Genomic DNA, 15,943 nt, shown 5'->3' with positions numbered 1-15,943 from the left:
TCCAGCAGCTGTCACCCGGCACGCGAAACACCTAAACTTCCAGATTGTGTCGGTTTCTCGCCAAGCAGTGGCTCTGGATGATCTCCGCCTCGAGACCGCGGGCGGCGATCTCACGACGGAGGGCGCGTACCTCGTCGCCCACGCAGACACCTCGCCGCGCCATTCGCACCCTCTCGGGCACCTGGTTCACGCGGCCTCCGGCGTGCTGTCGCTCGTGACGGACGACGGCACGTGGATCGCCCCGTCCAATCGATTCGCCTGGGTGCCGGCGGGCATCGAACATTCGCACCGCGCCCACGGGCGGACGGACATGCGGGTCGTCTATCTCGATGACGCGGCCGCGGAATCCCTGCCTCACCGGCCCGCCGTGCTCGTGGCGTCCGCCCTGGCGCGGGAGGCCGCGCTGGCGATCACCTCGGGCCTGCCGCGATCGGAGTCCGCGCTCGCCCGGCTCAGGAGCGTGATCGTCGATGAGGCGGCGACCACCCCCGAGCAGCCCCTCCACCTCCCGGAACCGCGGGATCAACGATTGCGCGCCGTCGCGCGCGAGGTCGAACGGGATCTCGCGTCTCCGCATTCGCTGGTGAGCATCGCGGAGCACACCGGAGTGGGCGCGCGCACGCTCAGCAGGCTCTTCCGCGAAGAGACGGGCATGGGATACCGGCAGTGGCGCCTCCAGCTCCGGGTGCATCGCGCCCTCGTGCTCCTCGCCGGCGGCGCAACGGTCACCGACGCGGCGGCGGCCTGCGGGTGGGCGAGCACGAGCCAATTCATCGCGCAGTTCTCGCCGCTGGTCGGGATGACCCCCGGCCAGTACCGCAGTTCGCTCCGACCCGCCACGCCATCCACGGGAGGTAGATTGTCTGCGTGATGGATCCGGATGGGCGGACGGTGGCGGTCATCGGACCCGGCGCGATCGGCACGACCGTCGCCGCGGCGCTCCACGAACGCGGACAGCAGCTCACGATCGTCGGCCGCTCTCCGCGCGCGGAGGTGAGGCTCCGCACCGACCGTGGCACCGTGGTCGTGCCCGGACCGGTCCTCACCGATCCCGCCCGTGTGCCTGGCCCCGTGGATGTCGTGTTCCTGGCCGTCAAGGCCACCCAGATCGCCGCTGCTGCACCCTGGCTCGACGTCCTGTGCGGTCCGCGGACGATCGTGTGCGTGCTGCAGAACGGCGTCGAGCAGGTGGAGACGGTCGCACCCCTCGCTCCGGAGAGCGTCGTGCTGCCTGCCATCGTCTGGTTCCCCGCTCAACGCCACCCCGACGGCTCGGTCGAGCTTCGCGGAGAGGCCAGGCTCACCCTTCCGGACAGCGCGGGAGCGGACACCGTGCAGCGCCTGTTCGACGGCACGATGTGCGCAGTCGAGGTCTCCGGCGACTTCACGACGCTCGCCTGGAGGAAGCTGCTGCAGAACGCCGTCGCCGGTCTGATGGCCCTGACGGGACGCCGCGCCGGGATGTTCGCCCGCGACGACATCGCCGCGCTGTCGATCGCCTACCTCCGGGAGTGTCTCGCGGTCGCTCAGGCCGAGGGAGCGAGGCTCGACGACGACGAACCGCAACGCCTGCTCGACAAGTTCCGGGCGTTCCCCGCCGACCTCGGTACGTCGATCCTCGCCGACCGCGAAGCGCATCAGCCGCTCGAATGGGACGTCAGGAACGGCATCGTCCAGCGGCGCGGCCGTGCCCTCGGAATCGACACCCCGATCAGCGACGTGCTGGTCCCGCTTCTGGCCGCGACGAGCGACGGCCCCGGCTGACACGCAATCCTGGCGTGCCGGTTTCGGCATAGGATGTCCGTCGCTCGGCGAGCGCGGAAATGGGGTGCACTGGTGGCAGATGAGCGTGTGACCATCGTCGACGTGGCGAACAAGGCCGGCGTGGCGATCAGCTCCGTCTCGAGCGCGCTCAACGGACGTCCCGGGGTGTCGGACGTCACCCGCGACCGCATCGTCCGGATCGCCGCCGAGCTCGGATTCGTGCCGTCGCTCCGCGGCAAGAGCCTGTCCGGCCGCCGCGCGTACACCGTCGGCCTCGTGCTGCACCGGGATCCGGATGTGCTGGAGCTCGACCCGTTCTTCGGCGGCTTCATCGGCGGGATCGAAGACGCCATCGACCCCCGCGGATACGCGCTGGTGCTGCAGATCACCGCGGAGTCCGACCAGGTGCTGCAGCGCTACGAGAAGTTCGCGGCCGACCGCCGGGTCGACGGCGTCCTGGTCAACGACCTGGAAATCGACGACCCGCGCATCGCGCTCATCGAAAAGCTCGGCCTGCCGGCGGTCGCGATCAATCCGGGAGCCGACTTCCCCATCCCGGCGGTCAGGCAGGATCCGGATGCGGGCATCCGGGCCACGGTGGAGCACCTCGTGGAGCGTGGTCATCGCCGTGTCGCGTACGTCGGCGGCCGGCAGGACATGATCCACTCCGCTCAGCGCGAGGGCGCGTGGCTGACCGCGATGCGCGAGTTCGGGCTGACGCCCGGCCCCGTCGTCCCCGGCGACTTCACCTACCTCGCCGGCGCCTCCGCCGCGTCCGCACTTCTCGAACTCGCTGAGCCACCGACGGCCGTGGTGTGCGCAAACGACCTGTCCGCCATCGGGCTCATCGCCCAGGCGCAGCACCTGGGCGTCGACGTTCCGGGGGAGCTGTCGGTCGCCGGATTCGACGACATCCGCCTCGGCACATACGTGCGGCCGTCGCTGACGACCGTGCACACCAGCCCGCGGGAGCTCGGCAGGGAGTCCGGCAGGATGCTCATCGACCTGATCGCCGACGGCGCGGTCGACGACGTGCGCATCTCGGATGCGGCCTTCATCGCCAGGGACTCCACCGGGCCGGCTCCCGCCGGACGCTGACCCCTCGGCAGGGCTCCATCCGCATGACCCCCGAATGGGGGTTGTCTTCGCGCACTCAAGCATGACAGCATGAGCTACCGAAACGTTTCGGTAAACGCACGGTGTGCGATCCGAAACGTTTTGGACCCACCCGAAGCACTGCACCTGCACCTGCACCGACCCGAACTCGATGAGGAGACATCACATGGCGACGAAGAGGTTGCGCAGCACGACACTCGGCCGGCGGATCATCGCCGGCGTCGTTGCGGCGGCCACGATCGGCGGGCTGGCGGCCTGCTCCAGCGGCACCGGAGACACGAACGGCGGTGAGCCGAGCGGCAAGCTCCAGCTCCTCGTCTCGAGCAGCGACGCCACCGACGCCGGATTCCGCGCGGTCAACGACGCATTCGAGAAGAAGTACCCGAAGGTGGACGTGGTCTTCTCCACTGTCTCCAACGACAACTATCCGGCCACCAAGTCCTCCCGCCTCACCGCGGGCAACCTCGACCTGTTCGTGGTGAAGGGCCTCATGGAGACGCCCTCGTACGCCAAGGACGCCGCGACGGACGACGCGCGACTGGCCAAGGCCGGCGCCCTCGTCGACCTCACCGACGAGGCGTTCCTGAAGAAGTACACGCCGAGCCTGCTCGACGCGCAGGCCATCGGCGGCAAGCAGTACGCGGTGCCGACCGGCGTCAGCTACTACACGGGCGTCTTCTACAACAAGAAGATCTTCGCGGACAACGGGCTGAAGGTCCCCACCACCTGGAGCGAGTTCACGGCCGTCGTCGACGCGCTCAAGGCCAAGGGCGTCACCCCGTTCGGGATGGGCGGCAAGGACAGCTGGCCGGCCGGTCTCCCGATGCTCGCCTCGGTCGCGTCGCTCTACCCGACGGTCGCCGACAAGCAGCAGCTGGCGAAGGAACTCTGGACGAACAAGGCCAAGCTCACCGACCCGACAGAGGTCAAGGTGCTGCAGCAGACCGAATTCGTGCTGCAGAACTCGCAGCAGGGCGCGGCGGGAGCCGACTACGCCTCCATCCCTGCCGGGTTCGCGGCGGGCGACTTCGCGATGACGGTCGACGGAACCTGGGATCAGCCGACGCTCGACGCGGCGGTCGCGAAGTCGTTCGACTACGGGTACTTCCCCTTCCCCGGATCGGACAAGGCATCGGACAACGCGCTGCTGAACGGGAAGACCGAGCTCCAGCTCGCCGTCCCGACCTCCGCCAAGAACAAGACGGCGGCGCTCGCCTGGCTGAAGTTCTTCTCCGACAAGACCAACTACGAGCTGTTCCTCAGCAAGTCGGGCTTCTCATCGGCTCAGCCGGACGCATCCACCAGCGCGTTCCTCCAGTCGATCGGCGAGTACACGAAGTCGTACGAGCCGGCGTGGGACCAGGTCTGGTTCGCCAACAACAAGGCCGGTCAGGATGCGGTCTTCCCGTTCAACTACCCCGCCCTGAGCCCGCTCGGTTCCGCGACGCCTGAGCAAGCCGCCGAGGCTGCTCAGAAGGCGTGGTCGGCGGCCGGATGACGCTGCCGGGAGGGTGGCCGGCAGCAGTGCCGGCCACCCGCCCCGGGCGTCGAGAGACACCATGACTGAATCATTCCCCTTCCCCCGCCGCACGCCGGTCCGGGTCACCTTCGGGCTCGGGATGCTGCTGCTCGGCATCTTCGGCTTCGTGCCGGCGATCGGCGTGCTCGTCGCATCCTTCACCGACCTCCGTGGTCTGCCCGGCCTCCCGATCAACTTCGTCGGCCTGCAGAACTACGTCGACTTCTTCTCGCCGGCCAAATGGGCGGACAGCGCGAACGCGCTGAGGAACACCATCATCTTCGCCGTCGCGAGCACCGTGGTGCAGATCGTGGTCGCCCTGGCCATCGCTGTGCTGCTGAACCGCCGGCTCAGGGGCCGCAACTTCTACCGTGCCGTGGTGTTCATGCCCACCATCCTGGGCGTGACCGTGACCGGCCTCGTCTGGTCCCTGATCTTCAATGTGAGCGGCGGGCCCGCCGCGTCGCTGCTCGACCTCTTCGGCGGCAAGTCGGCGTTCTTCGGCGACCCTCGTCTCGCGCTGACGCTCGTGATCGTCGTGCAGGTGTGGATGGTGCTCGGCGTCTCCGTCATCATCTTCCTCTCCGGGCTCCAGGCGGTTCCGGAGGAGCTGAACGAAGCGGCCGAGATCGACGGCGCGAACGGCTGGCAGCGTTTCCGGAGCGTCACGGTGCCCCTGCTCGCTCCGTCGATCACGGCGAACGTGCTCCTCGGCATCGTCAACGCCCTGCAGAGCTACCAGCTGATCTACGTGCTCAGCGGTCCGAACAACCGCTCCACCCAGGTGCTCTCGCTCCTGGTCTACGTGCAGGGCTTCGGCGGAGCATCCGGCACGACGCTGTCGCAGTCGCAGGGCTACGCGGCGGCGGTCTCGATGGTCCAGTTCGTGCTGGTGGCCGTCGTCTCGATCATCGCCCTGACGATTCTGCGCCGACGAGAGGCGAAACTGTGATGACCACGTCCACCGAATCGCTGCCGGCGACGAGGGAGCGCTCCAGCGAGACGACGGTGCGCCGTCGGCGGCGCATCCCGGTCGGCGCGTACATCTGCGCGCTCATCCTGATGATCGTGTTCCTGTTCCCGCTGCTCTACCTGCTCAACACCGCGCTGAAATCGCAGGCGGAGTTCGTGGCGAACCCCGTCGGCCTGGTCTCCGACCCGCAGTGGAGCAACTTCGCCACCGCGTGGGAGAAGGGCGACTTCGGCGCGTACATCCTGAACAGCGTGATCTACACCGCAGCGGGATCGGCGATCGGCACCCTGCTCACGCTGGTGCTGGCGTTCCCCGTCGCCCGCGGCTACGTGCGCGGCGCCAAGTACTGGTCCATCGTGTTCGTGCTCGTGCTGTTCCTGCCGAACGCCCTGATCACCCAGTTCCAGCTGCTCCTGCGGCTCGGGCTGTACGACACCCAACTCGGCTACATCCTGCTGGTCGGCGTCGGCGTCGGAGTCGGCCCGCTGCTGCTGAGCGGATTCGTGAAGTCGATCCCGCGCGAGCTCGACGAGGCCGCCGCGATGGATGGGGTGGGCTACTGGCGCTACCTCTTCACGTTCATCCTGCCGCTGGCCCGCCCGGCCCTGGTGACCGTGTTCATCCTGCAGGCGGTGTGGATCTGGAACGAGATCATCCTCGCGACCGTCCTGCTCGCCGACCCCACCAAGTTCCCGGTGACCGTCGGCCTCTACGCGTTCAAGGGCACGTACGGCAACCAGTGGCCGCTCCTCGCGGCCGCGACGTTCATCGTCGCCGCTCCGTTGATCGTCGGCTACATCTTCATCCAGCGCTACCTGGTCAACGGCGTCGTCGGCGCCGTCAAGGGCTGACCCCGTTTCCCGCACCACCTACCCAGCAAGAGAGGTCCTGTTGTCCACCACCGTCCCCGCCGTCAGCACCGCTGTCACCGTCCCGTATGTCCTCGAGCGCGCCGGCGTCGTCATGGAGCCGGACCCGGCAGATCCGCGCCAGGTCGACGGCGTGCTCAACCCGGCGACGGTGCAGGACCCGGATGGGACCGTGCACCTCTTCCCCCGCCTGGTGGCCGAGCACAACGTGTCCAGCATCGGCCGGGCCAGGGTCGTGGTGACCGACGGCGTGCCGACCGCAGTCGACGGGCTGGAGGTCGCGCTGGAGGCGGACCGCGGCTGGGAGCACGGCACGGGTCACGGCGGCGTCGAGGACCCGCGCATCACCCCGCTGAAGGATCTCGGCATCCACGTGATGTCGTACGTGGCGTTCGGCCCGCTCGGCCCGAAACCGGCGCTCGCCGTCTCGACCGACGGTGTGACCTGGCGCAGACTCGGCCCGATCCAGTTCGCTTACGACGACGCGCTCGACACCGACCTCAACCTGTTCCCGAACAAAGACGTCGTCTTCTTCCCCGAGATCGTCTCCGACCCGGATGGCCGCCCCAGCTTCGCGATGCTGCACCGGCCGATGTGGGACTTCGGCTTCGTGCGCCCCGAGGAGCAGCCACCGCTGCCTGCCGGCGTGACGGACGCGCGCGCCAGCATCTGGATCTCGTACATCCCCGTCGACGAGGCCGTTCGCGACCTGACGGCGCTGACCAGGCCGGCCGGCCACCGGTTCGTCGCCGGCCCGGAGTACGACTGGGAGGCGCTGAAGATCGGCGCGGGCCCCGCTCCGCTCCGCGTGCCGGAGGGCTGGCTGCTGCTGCACCACGGCGTCACCGGCGACCTGCCGGGCGGCTCGTTCGTGCCGCAGGCATTCACCGTGCGCTACGTCGTCGGCGCCATGCTGCTCGACGCCGACGACCCGTCGCGGGTCCTCGCCAGGACCAGCGAGCCCCTGATGACCCCCGAGACAGCGGACGAGACCGCTGGCACGGTGGCGAACGTGCTCTTCCCCACCGCGATCGAGAAGATCGGCGGGGAGCACTTCGTCTTCTACGGTGCGGCCGACACCCGGATCTCGGTCGCACGCCTGGTCCGCACCCCCTGACCCCCAACCCCCACCTCAGCGAACAAGGAGTCCTGCGCAATGATGCGTCATCCTGAAGACCCGAACGCTCCACGTCTCTCGCTCGTCCGCCGCTCGCGCCTGTCGGCGCTGGTCGCATCCCTCGTCGTCGCCCTGCTGAGCATCGCCGGCCTGGCCGCGCCCGCACAGGCGGCGGATCTGGAGACGGACGTCTCCACGATCGTCAACCGATTGCAGGACTACTACCTGAGCCAGGGCGACGAGGTGCAGATCGCCAACGGCATCTACCTCGCGCAGACCTCGAACGCGCTCGACTACGTCGCATCGCAGAACGCGGACGGCTCCTGGTCGGACGTGAACTACCAGGACACGACGAGCTCGGCGAACGGCAAGACCTGGGATGCGTACAAGGCGCTCTACCGGATGGTCGCGATCGCTCAGGCGTACCGCGACCCATCGGCGACGGGCCACGGAGACGCGAAGCTGATCGACGCGGAGCAGCGGGCGCTCGCGTACTGGGACGCGGTGAATCCGGGGAACACCAACTGGTGGGAGACCGAGATCGGCGAGTCCATCGCCATGGGCCGCATCTCCATCTTCGTCGGTGACGCGCTGAGCCCGGATGCGGCGGCGCTGGCGATCAAGCACAACCAGGGCAAGCTCGATCCAGCAGGCGCGAACGGCGCCTGGCGCACCTCCGACTACCTCTACAAGGCGCTCGCCACCCGGGATGCCGCCGCGATCACCGCGGGCTTCGCCACGATGGTGCAGACGGTGGCGGTGGACGACTCCGGCACCGTGCAGGAGGCCGTGCAGCCGGATGCGACGTTCTGGGCGCACGGCGCGCAGCTCTACAGCGAGGGCTACGGCATGGCGCTGTTCACGATGGTGGCGATGTGGGCGGACTCCGCCCGCGGTACGAGCCTGGCCTTCACCCGCGACCAGCTGGACACCATCGCGTTCTACATCGTCGACGGCACCCGCTGGCTGATCCGCGGCGAGATCGAGATGCTGTACCTCCTCTACCGCCCGGCCACGACCGTCGACGGCGTGACGAGCTACGCGGCCGTCTTCCTGGATCCACTGGACAGGATGGCGCGCACCGACCCGCTCTACGCGACCGCGTACCGCCAGATGGCGGACAACATCCGGGGCAAGACCGCCGGCAACGGCGCGATCGGCGACACATACTTCTGGCGGTCGGAGTTCTCGTCGCACCAGCGGGCGGACTACGGCATCGTGACCGGTCTGAACTCCAGCCGCACCGTGGGCAGCGAGTACCGGTCCACCATCCGCAAGGACGTCGGCAACGAGGTCGTCTGGAACCGCACAGGCACCACGGCCATCCAGGTGACCAACAAGGAGTACACCGACCTCGGTCCGGCATTCGACTGGTTCCACTACCCCGGAACCACCGTGCCGTACGTGAAGGAGACCACCCTCGGCAAGGACGGCCGCTCGGCCAACGGCGGGGCGTTCACCGGCGGCGTCTCGGACGGCATGTACGGCGCGACGGTGGAGAGCCTGGACAGGGTCGGCACCCAGGCGCAGAAGAGCTACTACTACTTCGACGACGAGATGGTGGCGCTCGGGGCCGGCATCCAGTCGACGTCGGCTGCGCCCATCCACACCACGGTCAACCAGGTCGCCGCGAAGGGCAACGCGTCGGTGGAGGGGCAGAAGGTCGAATCCGGCACGGACGGCAGAGTCGTCGGCGACCCGTCGTGGGCGTACAACGACAAGGTCGGCTACGTGTTCCCGTCCGACCAGGCGGTGACCGTCTCCGACAAGACGCAGACGGGCAGCTACTACGGTGACCAGCCGGAGAGCCACGACGCGTTCTCGCTGTACTTCGACCACGGGGTGAAGCCGAGCAACGCCGGATACGAGTACATCGTGCTCCCCGCCAAGTCGGCCGCGCAGACCGAGGCGTACGCGGCGAACCCCGCCGTGAAGATCCTCCGCAACGATTCGTCGGTGCAGGCGGTCCAGCACGCCGGCCTCAAGCGGACGATGGTGACCTTCTACCGGGCCGGTTCGCTCGACCTCGGCGACGGCCGCACCCTCTCGGTGAGCCAGCCGAGCATCGTGATGCTCGACGAGTCCTCCGGGACCCCGGTGGTGAGCCTGTCGAACCCCAGCCAGCCCGGGATCCTCGTGGATGTGACCCTGAGCGGCGGAGCGTCGGCGTCCCACGGATCCTTCGTGCTCGGCACAGGGGCGAACCTGGGCAAGACCGTCACGGAGCCGCTCGCCGCCGACGACTCGGCCGGCTCGCCGTACACCGCGAGCGGGTCTGTGGCCGGTCACGGCCCGTCGCTGGCAGGCGATGGGGACACCGCGACGACGTGGCAGTCGTCCGGCGCAGCGCCGTGGCTCCGCCAGCGGCTGACCGCCGGCTCGTACGCCATGGGCGCCGACGTCGACTGGGGAAGCGACTACGCCACCCGGTTCCTCGTCCAGACCTCGCTGGACGGCACGACCTGGACCGATCAGAAGCTCGTCCAGAACGGGACGGGTGGACACCAGCACGTCGACTTCCCAGCCACCGCGGCGAACTTCGTCCGCATCCTGCCCCTGGACGGGCCGGGCGGCGGGTCGTACTCGGTCGGGGAGTTCTCCGCTCTCTCCCGCGTCAACCTCGCCCTCGGCGCCCCCACCACGGCGTCCGACGGAACGAGTCCGGCGAGCGCGACGGACGGGAACGCGACCACCAGGTGGATCGCCGACAGGACGGGCACACCGGATGCGTCCTGGCTGCAGGTCGACCTCGGCAGCGTGCGGAAGATCGGTGCAGCACGGTTGTTCTGGGAGGCGTCGTACGCCAGCCAGTACAAGATCCAGGTCTCGGACGACGGCCGCACCTGGCGCGATGCATACGCCACCCCGGCAGCGGGGAGCGACGGCGGCACGGACCTCGTGACGCTGAACGCGACCGGTCGCTACGTCCGGATGCAGACGGTGAAGCGGGCGCTGACCACCTACGGGGTCTCGCTGTGGGAGTTCGAGGTGTTCGGGGACGGCGCCATCGCCGCGGCGCCGACCGCCGGCGGGCGGGTGAACCTGGCCGCGGGCACGCCGACCACGGCGGACAGCGTCTACAACAACCTGGCGAACGTCCAGCCCACCGCCGCCACCGACGGCTCGAAGACCACCAAGTGGTCGTCGGCGCGGCCGACCGGCACTGCTCCGTACACCAACCGCAACTGGCTGCAGGTGGACCTCGGCGCTGTGCGGCCGGTGTCTCAAGCGGTGGTGGAGTGGGAGTCGGGCAACTCGACCGACTACCAGCTCGAGGGCTCGGTGAACGGTACCGACTGGACCCAGCTCGCCCACGTGCAGAACTCCGGCACCGCGGATCACCGTCGTGACACGACGGACTTCCCGACGGCGGAGGCGCGCTACGTCCGCGTGATCGGCTCGCCGGCGACCAAGTACGGGCTCAACATCTGGGAGTTCGAGGTCTACGGCGGCTACAGCCTGACCTGCCAGGCTCCTGTGACGGCGGACCGCGAGAGCACGGCCACGATGACGGCGAAGATCAGCCCGCTCGACGCGGGGGACTCCTTCACGGCGTATTCGCTCGACCCGTCGGTCGCGGCGGTCTCGGCCGCGCCGCAGCCCGCTGCGGACGGGACCATCGCTGTCGCCCTCACGACAGGGGCGCCGGGAAGCACCTCCATCGTGCTGGTGCACGCCGCTGGCGACGAGTTCGTCCGGTGCCCCGTCACGGTGGCGGTCGACCGGAGTGCGCTGCAGGCATTGGTCGACCGCGCCGCCGGCCTCGACAGCACGCAGTACGCCGCCGCGACCTGGGCGCCCGTTCTGCCCGCCCTGGAAGCCGCGAAGGCGACGCTCAAGGCCGCCGATGCCACCCAGGCCTCTATCGACGGCCGCGCCGCAGCGCTGAAGGCCGCGATCGACGGGCTCCGCGCCACGGCGAGCATCAGTGCGCCGGCCGTCACCGCGAAATGGGGAACCGCCGCGACCGTCACCGTCACGGTGTCGTCCCCGCTCCCGGTCAGCGGTCAGGTGGCGCTGACGGAGGGGTCGAAGGATCGAGGTGTCGCGCCGCTGCGTGACGGCGTCGCCACGTTCACCCTCCCCTCTGGGCTCGCGGCAGGCGACCACACGCTGACGGCGACGTACTCCGGCAGCGACACGGTGGAGGGCGCCAGCACGACCGTCGTCGTCACGGTCACCCTCCCGGCCGCCTGGAGCAAGACCACGACGTACAAGACCGGGGACATCGTCAGCTATCGCGGGTCGGTGTACACGGCGGGATGGTCGACCAAGGGCGAGCAGCCCGGCGCAAGCAACACCGGCGCCTGGCAGGAGCTCGCGCTGACCGAGGACGGCGCGACGGCGTGGACGGCATCCCGGGTCTTCAACGGCGGGGAAACGGTCGTCTATCAGGGCAAGACGTACCTGGCCTCCTGGTACAGCCGCTCGGATGTCCCGGGTGGGGCGACCGGCCCGTGGCAGGAGATCGCCACCGCGCCGGACGGCACGGCGCTGTGGACTCCGTCGCGCATCTTCAACGCCGGGGAGAAGGCGAGCTACAAGGGCGTCGTCTACGTCGCCAAGTGGTACTCCCGCAACCAGGCTCCTGGCTCCGCGAACGGCCCATGGGCCGTCGCCGGATAGCAGGCGCCGGCCTTCAGGCGGGAACCGGTTCGGGTCCGGTTCCCGCCCAGCGGGTCGTCCAGGAGGCGGGCAGGAGCCGCGTCACCATCTCGGACGTCGCAGCGCGAGCACGGGTCTCCAAGAGCGCCGTGTCGTTCGTCTTCAACGGACGCCGCGGCCTCAGCGAGGCGACGACGGAGCGCATCCTCCGGGCGGCGGACGACCTCGGCTGGAAGCCGAACGCGCGAGCGCGGGCGCTCTCCCTGGACCGCCCGAGGAGCGTCGGCCTGGTGGTCGGACGGCACGGGGTCAGCCCTGGCGCCTGCTCCGACCTCGCCGGGTTCATCGACGGGGTCGGCACGGCGCTCGCTGCGACGGACACCGCCCTCGTGGTCCGGGTGGTCTCATCGGCCGCGGAGGAGACGGGTGCGTACGACCGGTTCGTGCGCGAGTCGCAGGTCGACGGCATCCTGATCGTCGATCTGCGCACCTCCGACGACCGTCCGGCCGCTCTGACGGCCCTCGGTCTCCCGTTCCTCGTCGCGGAGCACGTGGTGGCGCACGCGGACGAGTGGGAGGGCACAGCCCAGGCGGTGCGGCACCTGGCCGGGGCCGGGCACGAGCGCATCGCCATCGTCGCCGAGACCGGAACGCTGCGGTCGGCACGACGGCAGAAGGCGTTCGCCGACGAATCGCGTGCGCTCGGGCTGTCCGCGCGCGTGATCGGCCTCACCGACCCGTCGCCGGCCTCTGCGCGGACGGCCACCGACCGGCTGCTCGGGTTCAAGGCACCGCCCACCGGGATCCTCTACGACACCGGACTCCTGGCTTCGGCCGGGATGGGCGTGATCGGGCGCCGGGGGATGCGGGTGCCGGAGAGTCTCTCCGTCATCAGCCTCGACGACAGCTCGTTCGCGCTCGTGACGGAGCCCGCCATCACCAGCGTGCGACGCGACGCATACGCCTGGGGTCGGGCATGCGGCCTCCGTCTGGTCGCCCTGCTGGGCGGGGATCCCGTCGCCGAGGTCGAGCTCCCGCCCGCAGAACTCGTCGTGCGCGCCAGCACGGCGCCACCATCCACCACCCCCCACGAAAGGTCCCGCTGATGCCCCGCCTCGTCGCCTTCGATCTCGACGACACCCTCGCCCCGTCCAAGTCGCCCGCCGCTCCCCGGATGATCGAGCTGCTCACCAGCCTGCTCGACGTCTCCGAGGTGTGCGTGATCTCGGGAGGGAGGTTCGAGCAGTTCCGCGACCAGCTGCTCTCCCAGCTGCCAGGGTCGGCACGGCTCGACCGGCTCCACCTCATGCCCACCTGCGGCACGCGCTACTACCGCTGGGACGGAGCGGGATGGAGACTGCAGTACGCCGAGAACCTGACGGACACGGAGCGGACGCAAACGCTCGCGACGGTCCAGGAAGAGGCGTCGCGCCTCGGGCTCTGGGAGAAGGACACTTGGGGTCCCGTGCTGGAGGATCGCGGCTCGCAGATCACGTTCTCCGGGCTCGGTCAGCTGGCGCCCATCGACAAGAAGGCCGCCTGGGACCGCGACGGGACGCGGAGGAACCTGCTCCGCGCCGCCGTCCAGTCCCGGCTTCCCGGCCTGGAGGTGCGCGCAGGAGGCTCGACCAGCATCGACATCACCCGCCACGGCGTGGACAAGGCGTACGGGATGACCAAGCTCTCGTCGCTGACCGGGATCCCCTTCTCCGACATGCTCTTCATCGGAGACCGGCTGGACCCGGACGGCAACGACTATCCCGTGATCGCGCTCGGAATCCCCACCAGGTCGGTGTCCGATCCGTCGGAGACGGCGGCCATCGTCGAAGGACTGCTCGTCACTTCGTGAGGACCGCCGCCACCTCCGGGATGCGCTCGATGTAGCCGGCGACGAGCGAGCGGGCGACGGTCACGCTGTCGACCAGGGGATGCAGGGCGAACGCCGCCACCGCCTCTTCCTTCGAGCCGGTGAGCGCCGCGGCGATGGTGTGCCGTTCCACCGACTTCACCAGCGACATCAGGCCCACCTGGTGCAGGTCGGGCTGGTCGGTGGTCAGCGGATGCACGCCGTTCGCGTCCACCAGGGTGGGCACCTCGACGACCGCGTCGTCCGGCAGCCCGTGGATGGTGCCGTTGTTGCGCACGTTGAGGATCATCGTCTGGCGCTCGTTGCGGCTGATCGCGGCCATCACGCCGAGGGCGACGCCCGCGTATCCCTGGTGCGACGGGTCCTGCTCGCGCTCCTTGACGTGGGTCGGCGCATCCTGGGTGCCGCCCTTCGCTTCGGCCATGTACGAGGCGCTGCGACGCTCGACGGTGGTGCGCCACAGCTCGGCGACCCCCTGGCCGGCGTCGGCCGCCTTCGTGTAGAAGGCGCTCTGCGAGTCGGCGAGGAAGTCGCCGCGGGTCTTGCCGGACTCCCGGATCGTCTGCACGGCGTCGCGGTTGAAGTAGTAGTAGTACAGGTACTCGTTGGGCACGGAGCCGAGGTTGCGGATCCAGTCCGCCCCGAACACGTGACCCTCCTCGAGCGCGCCGAGCAGGGCGTCGTCGGCCAGCAGCTCGGGGAGCACGTCGCGGCCGTCGTAGAGGAGGCGGCGCATCCAGCCCAGGTGGTTGAGGCCGACGTAGTCCATCTGCACGCGCGTGTGGTCGAGGCCGAGCAGGCCCGCGACACGACGGCCGAGGCCGGACGGGGTGTCGCAGATGCCGAGCACGCGGTCGCCGAGCACCGACTGCATGGCCTCGGTGATGATGCCGGCCGGGTTGGTGAAGTTCATCACGTACGCGTTGGGGGCGAGGTCCTTGATCGCCTTCGCCGCCTCGACCATCACGGGCACGGTGCGGATGGCGTATGCGAGTCCGCCAGGGCCGGTGGTCTCCTGGCCGAGGACGTTGAGGTCGAGGGCGACGTGCTCGTCGCAGCGGCGTCCCTCCAGGCCGCCGACGCGGAGGGCGGCGAAGATGAAGTCGCTGCTCTCGACGGCGCGGTGCAGGTCGGTGGTCGGCACGAGGCGCGGCGCGTCGGGGAACCCGGCGGCCAGCTCGGTGAGGATGGCGACCATCGTGTGCAGGCGGTTCTCGTCCACGTCGTAGAGGGCCACCTCTTCGACGCGCGGTGAACCGGTGTCCCGCAGGAGGGCCTGGTAGACGTACGGCGTGCGGAATCCGCCGCCTCCGAGGATGCAGAGCTTCATACGACAGTGACCTCTCCGCCGGCGTTCCGGCACAGTGCGAGCGTTTCTTCCGGAGCGCCGGTCGTGGTGACCAGCGCATCCACTTCGGTGAGGGAGCAGAGCCGCAGGGCTCCTGTCCCGGGGAACTTGGCTTCGGAGGCGAGCAGCACCACACGGTCGGAGGCGGCGATCATCGACTGCTTGATCGGCGCCTCGACGGCCATGTTGTCCACGACGTGCCCGTTCGCCCGCACGCCCGTGCAGGAGAGGAACACGATGTCGGCGCTCACCTGGCTGAGGGCGAGCTCGGCGAGCGAGCCGACCAGGGTGCGGTAGTTGCGGCGGACGACGCCGCCGAGCAGCACCAGGCGCACGGCGTCGTCGTCGCGCAGCTCGTCGAAGACGGCGAGGCTGGAGGTGATGACGGTGATGTCCCTGCCGCGCAGGAGACGCGCGACCAGTGGGGTGGTCGTGCCGATGTCCAGGATGATGACGCTGCCGTCGGTGACCATCGCGGCCGCCGCCTCCGCCATGCGGCGCTTGAGGTCGGCGTCCGTCGTCTCGTCGAAGGTGCCCTCCTCCGCGCTGCGGCCGTGGTCCTCCACGGTGGCGCCGGGCGTGAGGACCGCCCCGCCGTAGGTGCGGGTCAGCTCGCCGTTGCGGTCGAGCAGCTCCAGGTCTCTGCGGATGGTCGACTCGCTGACGGCCAGTGCTTCGGCCAGCTCGCGCACGGAGGCGGAGCCGTCCGTCCGCAGCGCAGACAGGATGCGGTTCTGCCGTTCGCGAAGAATCATGGTGACACTC

General features: G+C 69.5%; 12 protein-coding genes. 10 read left to right on the top strand and 2 right to left on the bottom strand.

Going from position 1 to position 15,943, the window contains the following annotated elements:
* The first annotated feature begins 67 nt into the window (after positions 1-67).
* The 10 genes from HF024_RS19085 to HF024_RS19040 all read left to right on the top strand — a co-directional run bounded on the left by HF024_RS19085 (position 68) and on the right by HF024_RS19040 (position 13,812).
* Positions 68-871: a helix-turn-helix transcriptional regulator gene (locus tag HF024_RS19085; RefSeq protein WP_247597208.1), complete on the top strand. Its 804-nt coding sequence runs from the start codon at positions 68-70 to the stop codon at positions 869-871.
* Complete coding sequence (locus HF024_RS19080) at positions 871-1,764, top strand: oxidoreductase (protein WP_168690997.1); 894 nt, start codon at positions 871-873, stop codon at positions 1,762-1,764. Before HF024_RS19085 ends, HF024_RS19080 begins: the two co-directional genes overlap by 1 nt.
* A 72-nt stretch (positions 1,765-1,836) precedes the next feature.
* Complete coding sequence (locus HF024_RS19075) at positions 1,837-2,862, top strand: LacI family DNA-binding transcriptional regulator (RefSeq protein WP_168690649.1); 1,026 nt, start codon at positions 1,837-1,839, stop codon at positions 2,860-2,862.
* Positions 2,863-3,046: 184 nt separating this feature from the next.
* On the top strand, positions 3,047-4,378 hold the full coding sequence (locus tag HF024_RS19070; protein WP_085367350.1) for an extracellular solute-binding protein: 1,332 nt from the start codon (positions 3,047-3,049) through the stop codon (positions 4,376-4,378).
* Between the two features lie 61 nt (positions 4,379-4,439).
* Complete coding sequence (locus HF024_RS19065; protein WP_085367349.1) at positions 4,440-5,351, top strand: sugar ABC transporter permease; 912 nt, start codon at positions 4,440-4,442, stop codon at positions 5,349-5,351.
* Complete coding sequence (locus tag HF024_RS19060) at positions 5,351-6,223, top strand: carbohydrate ABC transporter permease (RefSeq protein WP_085367348.1); 873 nt, start codon at positions 5,351-5,353, stop codon at positions 6,221-6,223. The genes HF024_RS19065 and HF024_RS19060 overlap by 1 nt, the downstream gene beginning before the upstream one ends.
* Positions 6,224-6,263: 40 nt before the next feature.
* Positions 6,264-7,358 carry a glycosidase gene (locus tag HF024_RS19055; protein ID WP_085367347.1) on the top strand — a complete coding sequence of 365 codons (1,095 nt, stop codon included), beginning with the start codon at positions 6,264-6,266 and terminating at the stop codon, positions 7,356-7,358.
* A 39-nt stretch (positions 7,359-7,397) separates the two neighbouring features.
* The gene (locus tag HF024_RS19050) at positions 7,398-11,984 is read left to right on the top strand and encodes a polysaccharide lyase family 8 super-sandwich domain-containing protein (RefSeq protein WP_168690648.1); all 4,587 of its coding nucleotides are present in this window, start codon (positions 7,398-7,400) and stop codon (positions 11,982-11,984) included.
* Positions 11,966-13,069, top strand: a complete 1,104-nt coding sequence (locus HF024_RS19045; RefSeq protein WP_168690647.1) for a LacI family DNA-binding transcriptional regulator — start codon at positions 11,966-11,968, stop codon at positions 13,067-13,069. Before HF024_RS19050 ends, HF024_RS19045 begins: the two co-directional genes overlap by 19 nt.
* Positions 13,069-13,812 (top strand): HAD-IIB family hydrolase, encoded by a 744-nt coding sequence (locus tag HF024_RS19040; RefSeq protein ID WP_085367344.1) that lies wholly within the window; start codon positions 13,069-13,071, stop codon positions 13,810-13,812. The genes HF024_RS19045 and HF024_RS19040 overlap by 1 nt, the downstream gene beginning before the upstream one ends.
* Here HF024_RS19040 and HF024_RS19035 read toward each other — a convergent pair.
* Positions 13,802-15,160, bottom strand: a complete 1,359-nt coding sequence (locus HF024_RS19035) for a 6-phospho-beta-glucosidase (RefSeq protein WP_168690646.1) — start codon at positions 15,158-15,160, stop codon at positions 13,802-13,804. The genes HF024_RS19040 and HF024_RS19035 overlap by 11 nt on opposite strands.
* Entirely contained in the window at positions 15,157-15,933 is a 777-nt protein-coding gene (locus HF024_RS19030) for a DeoR/GlpR family DNA-binding transcription regulator (protein WP_085367342.1), read from the bottom strand. Before HF024_RS19030 ends, HF024_RS19035 begins: the two co-directional genes overlap by 4 nt.
* Positions 15,934-15,943 lie beyond the last annotated feature (10 nt).

This window comes from Leifsonia sp. PS1209, from assembly GCF_012317045.1.
Classification (GTDB): Bacteria; Actinomycetota; Actinomycetes; order Actinomycetales; family Microbacteriaceae; genus Leifsonia.
This window is presented reverse-complemented; position numbering and strand designations above follow the sequence as displayed.

Excerpts from the sequence above, each read along its gene's own strand:
- HF024_RS19030 (WP_085367342.1), bottom strand. The coding sequence starts at position 15,933 with ATGATTCTTCGCGAACGGCAGAACCGCATCCTGTCTGCGCTGCGGACG.
- HF024_RS19080 (WP_168690997.1), top strand. The coding sequence starts at position 871 with ATGGATCCGGATGGGCGGACGGTGGCGGTCATCGGACCCGGCGCGATC.
- HF024_RS19045 (WP_168690647.1), top strand. The coding sequence starts at position 11,966 with ATGGGCCGTCGCCGGATAGCAGGCGCCGGCCTTCAGGCGGGAACCGGT.
- HF024_RS19035 (WP_168690646.1), bottom strand. The coding sequence starts at position 15,160 with ATGAAGCTCTGCATCCTCGGAGGCGGCGGATTCCGCACGCCGTACGTC.
- HF024_RS19060 (WP_085367348.1), top strand. The coding sequence starts at position 5,351 with ATGACCACGTCCACCGAATCGCTGCCGGCGACGAGGGAGCGCTCCAGC.
- HF024_RS19040 (WP_085367344.1), top strand. The coding sequence starts at position 13,069 with ATGCCCCGCCTCGTCGCCTTCGATCTCGACGACACCCTCGCCCCGTCC.
- HF024_RS19065 (WP_085367349.1), top strand. The coding sequence starts at position 4,440 with ATGACTGAATCATTCCCCTTCCCCCGCCGCACGCCGGTCCGGGTCACC.
- HF024_RS19050 (WP_168690648.1), top strand. The coding sequence starts at position 7,398 with ATGATGCGTCATCCTGAAGACCCGAACGCTCCACGTCTCTCGCTCGTC.
- HF024_RS19070 (WP_085367350.1), top strand. The coding sequence starts at position 3,047 with ATGGCGACGAAGAGGTTGCGCAGCACGACACTCGGCCGGCGGATCATC.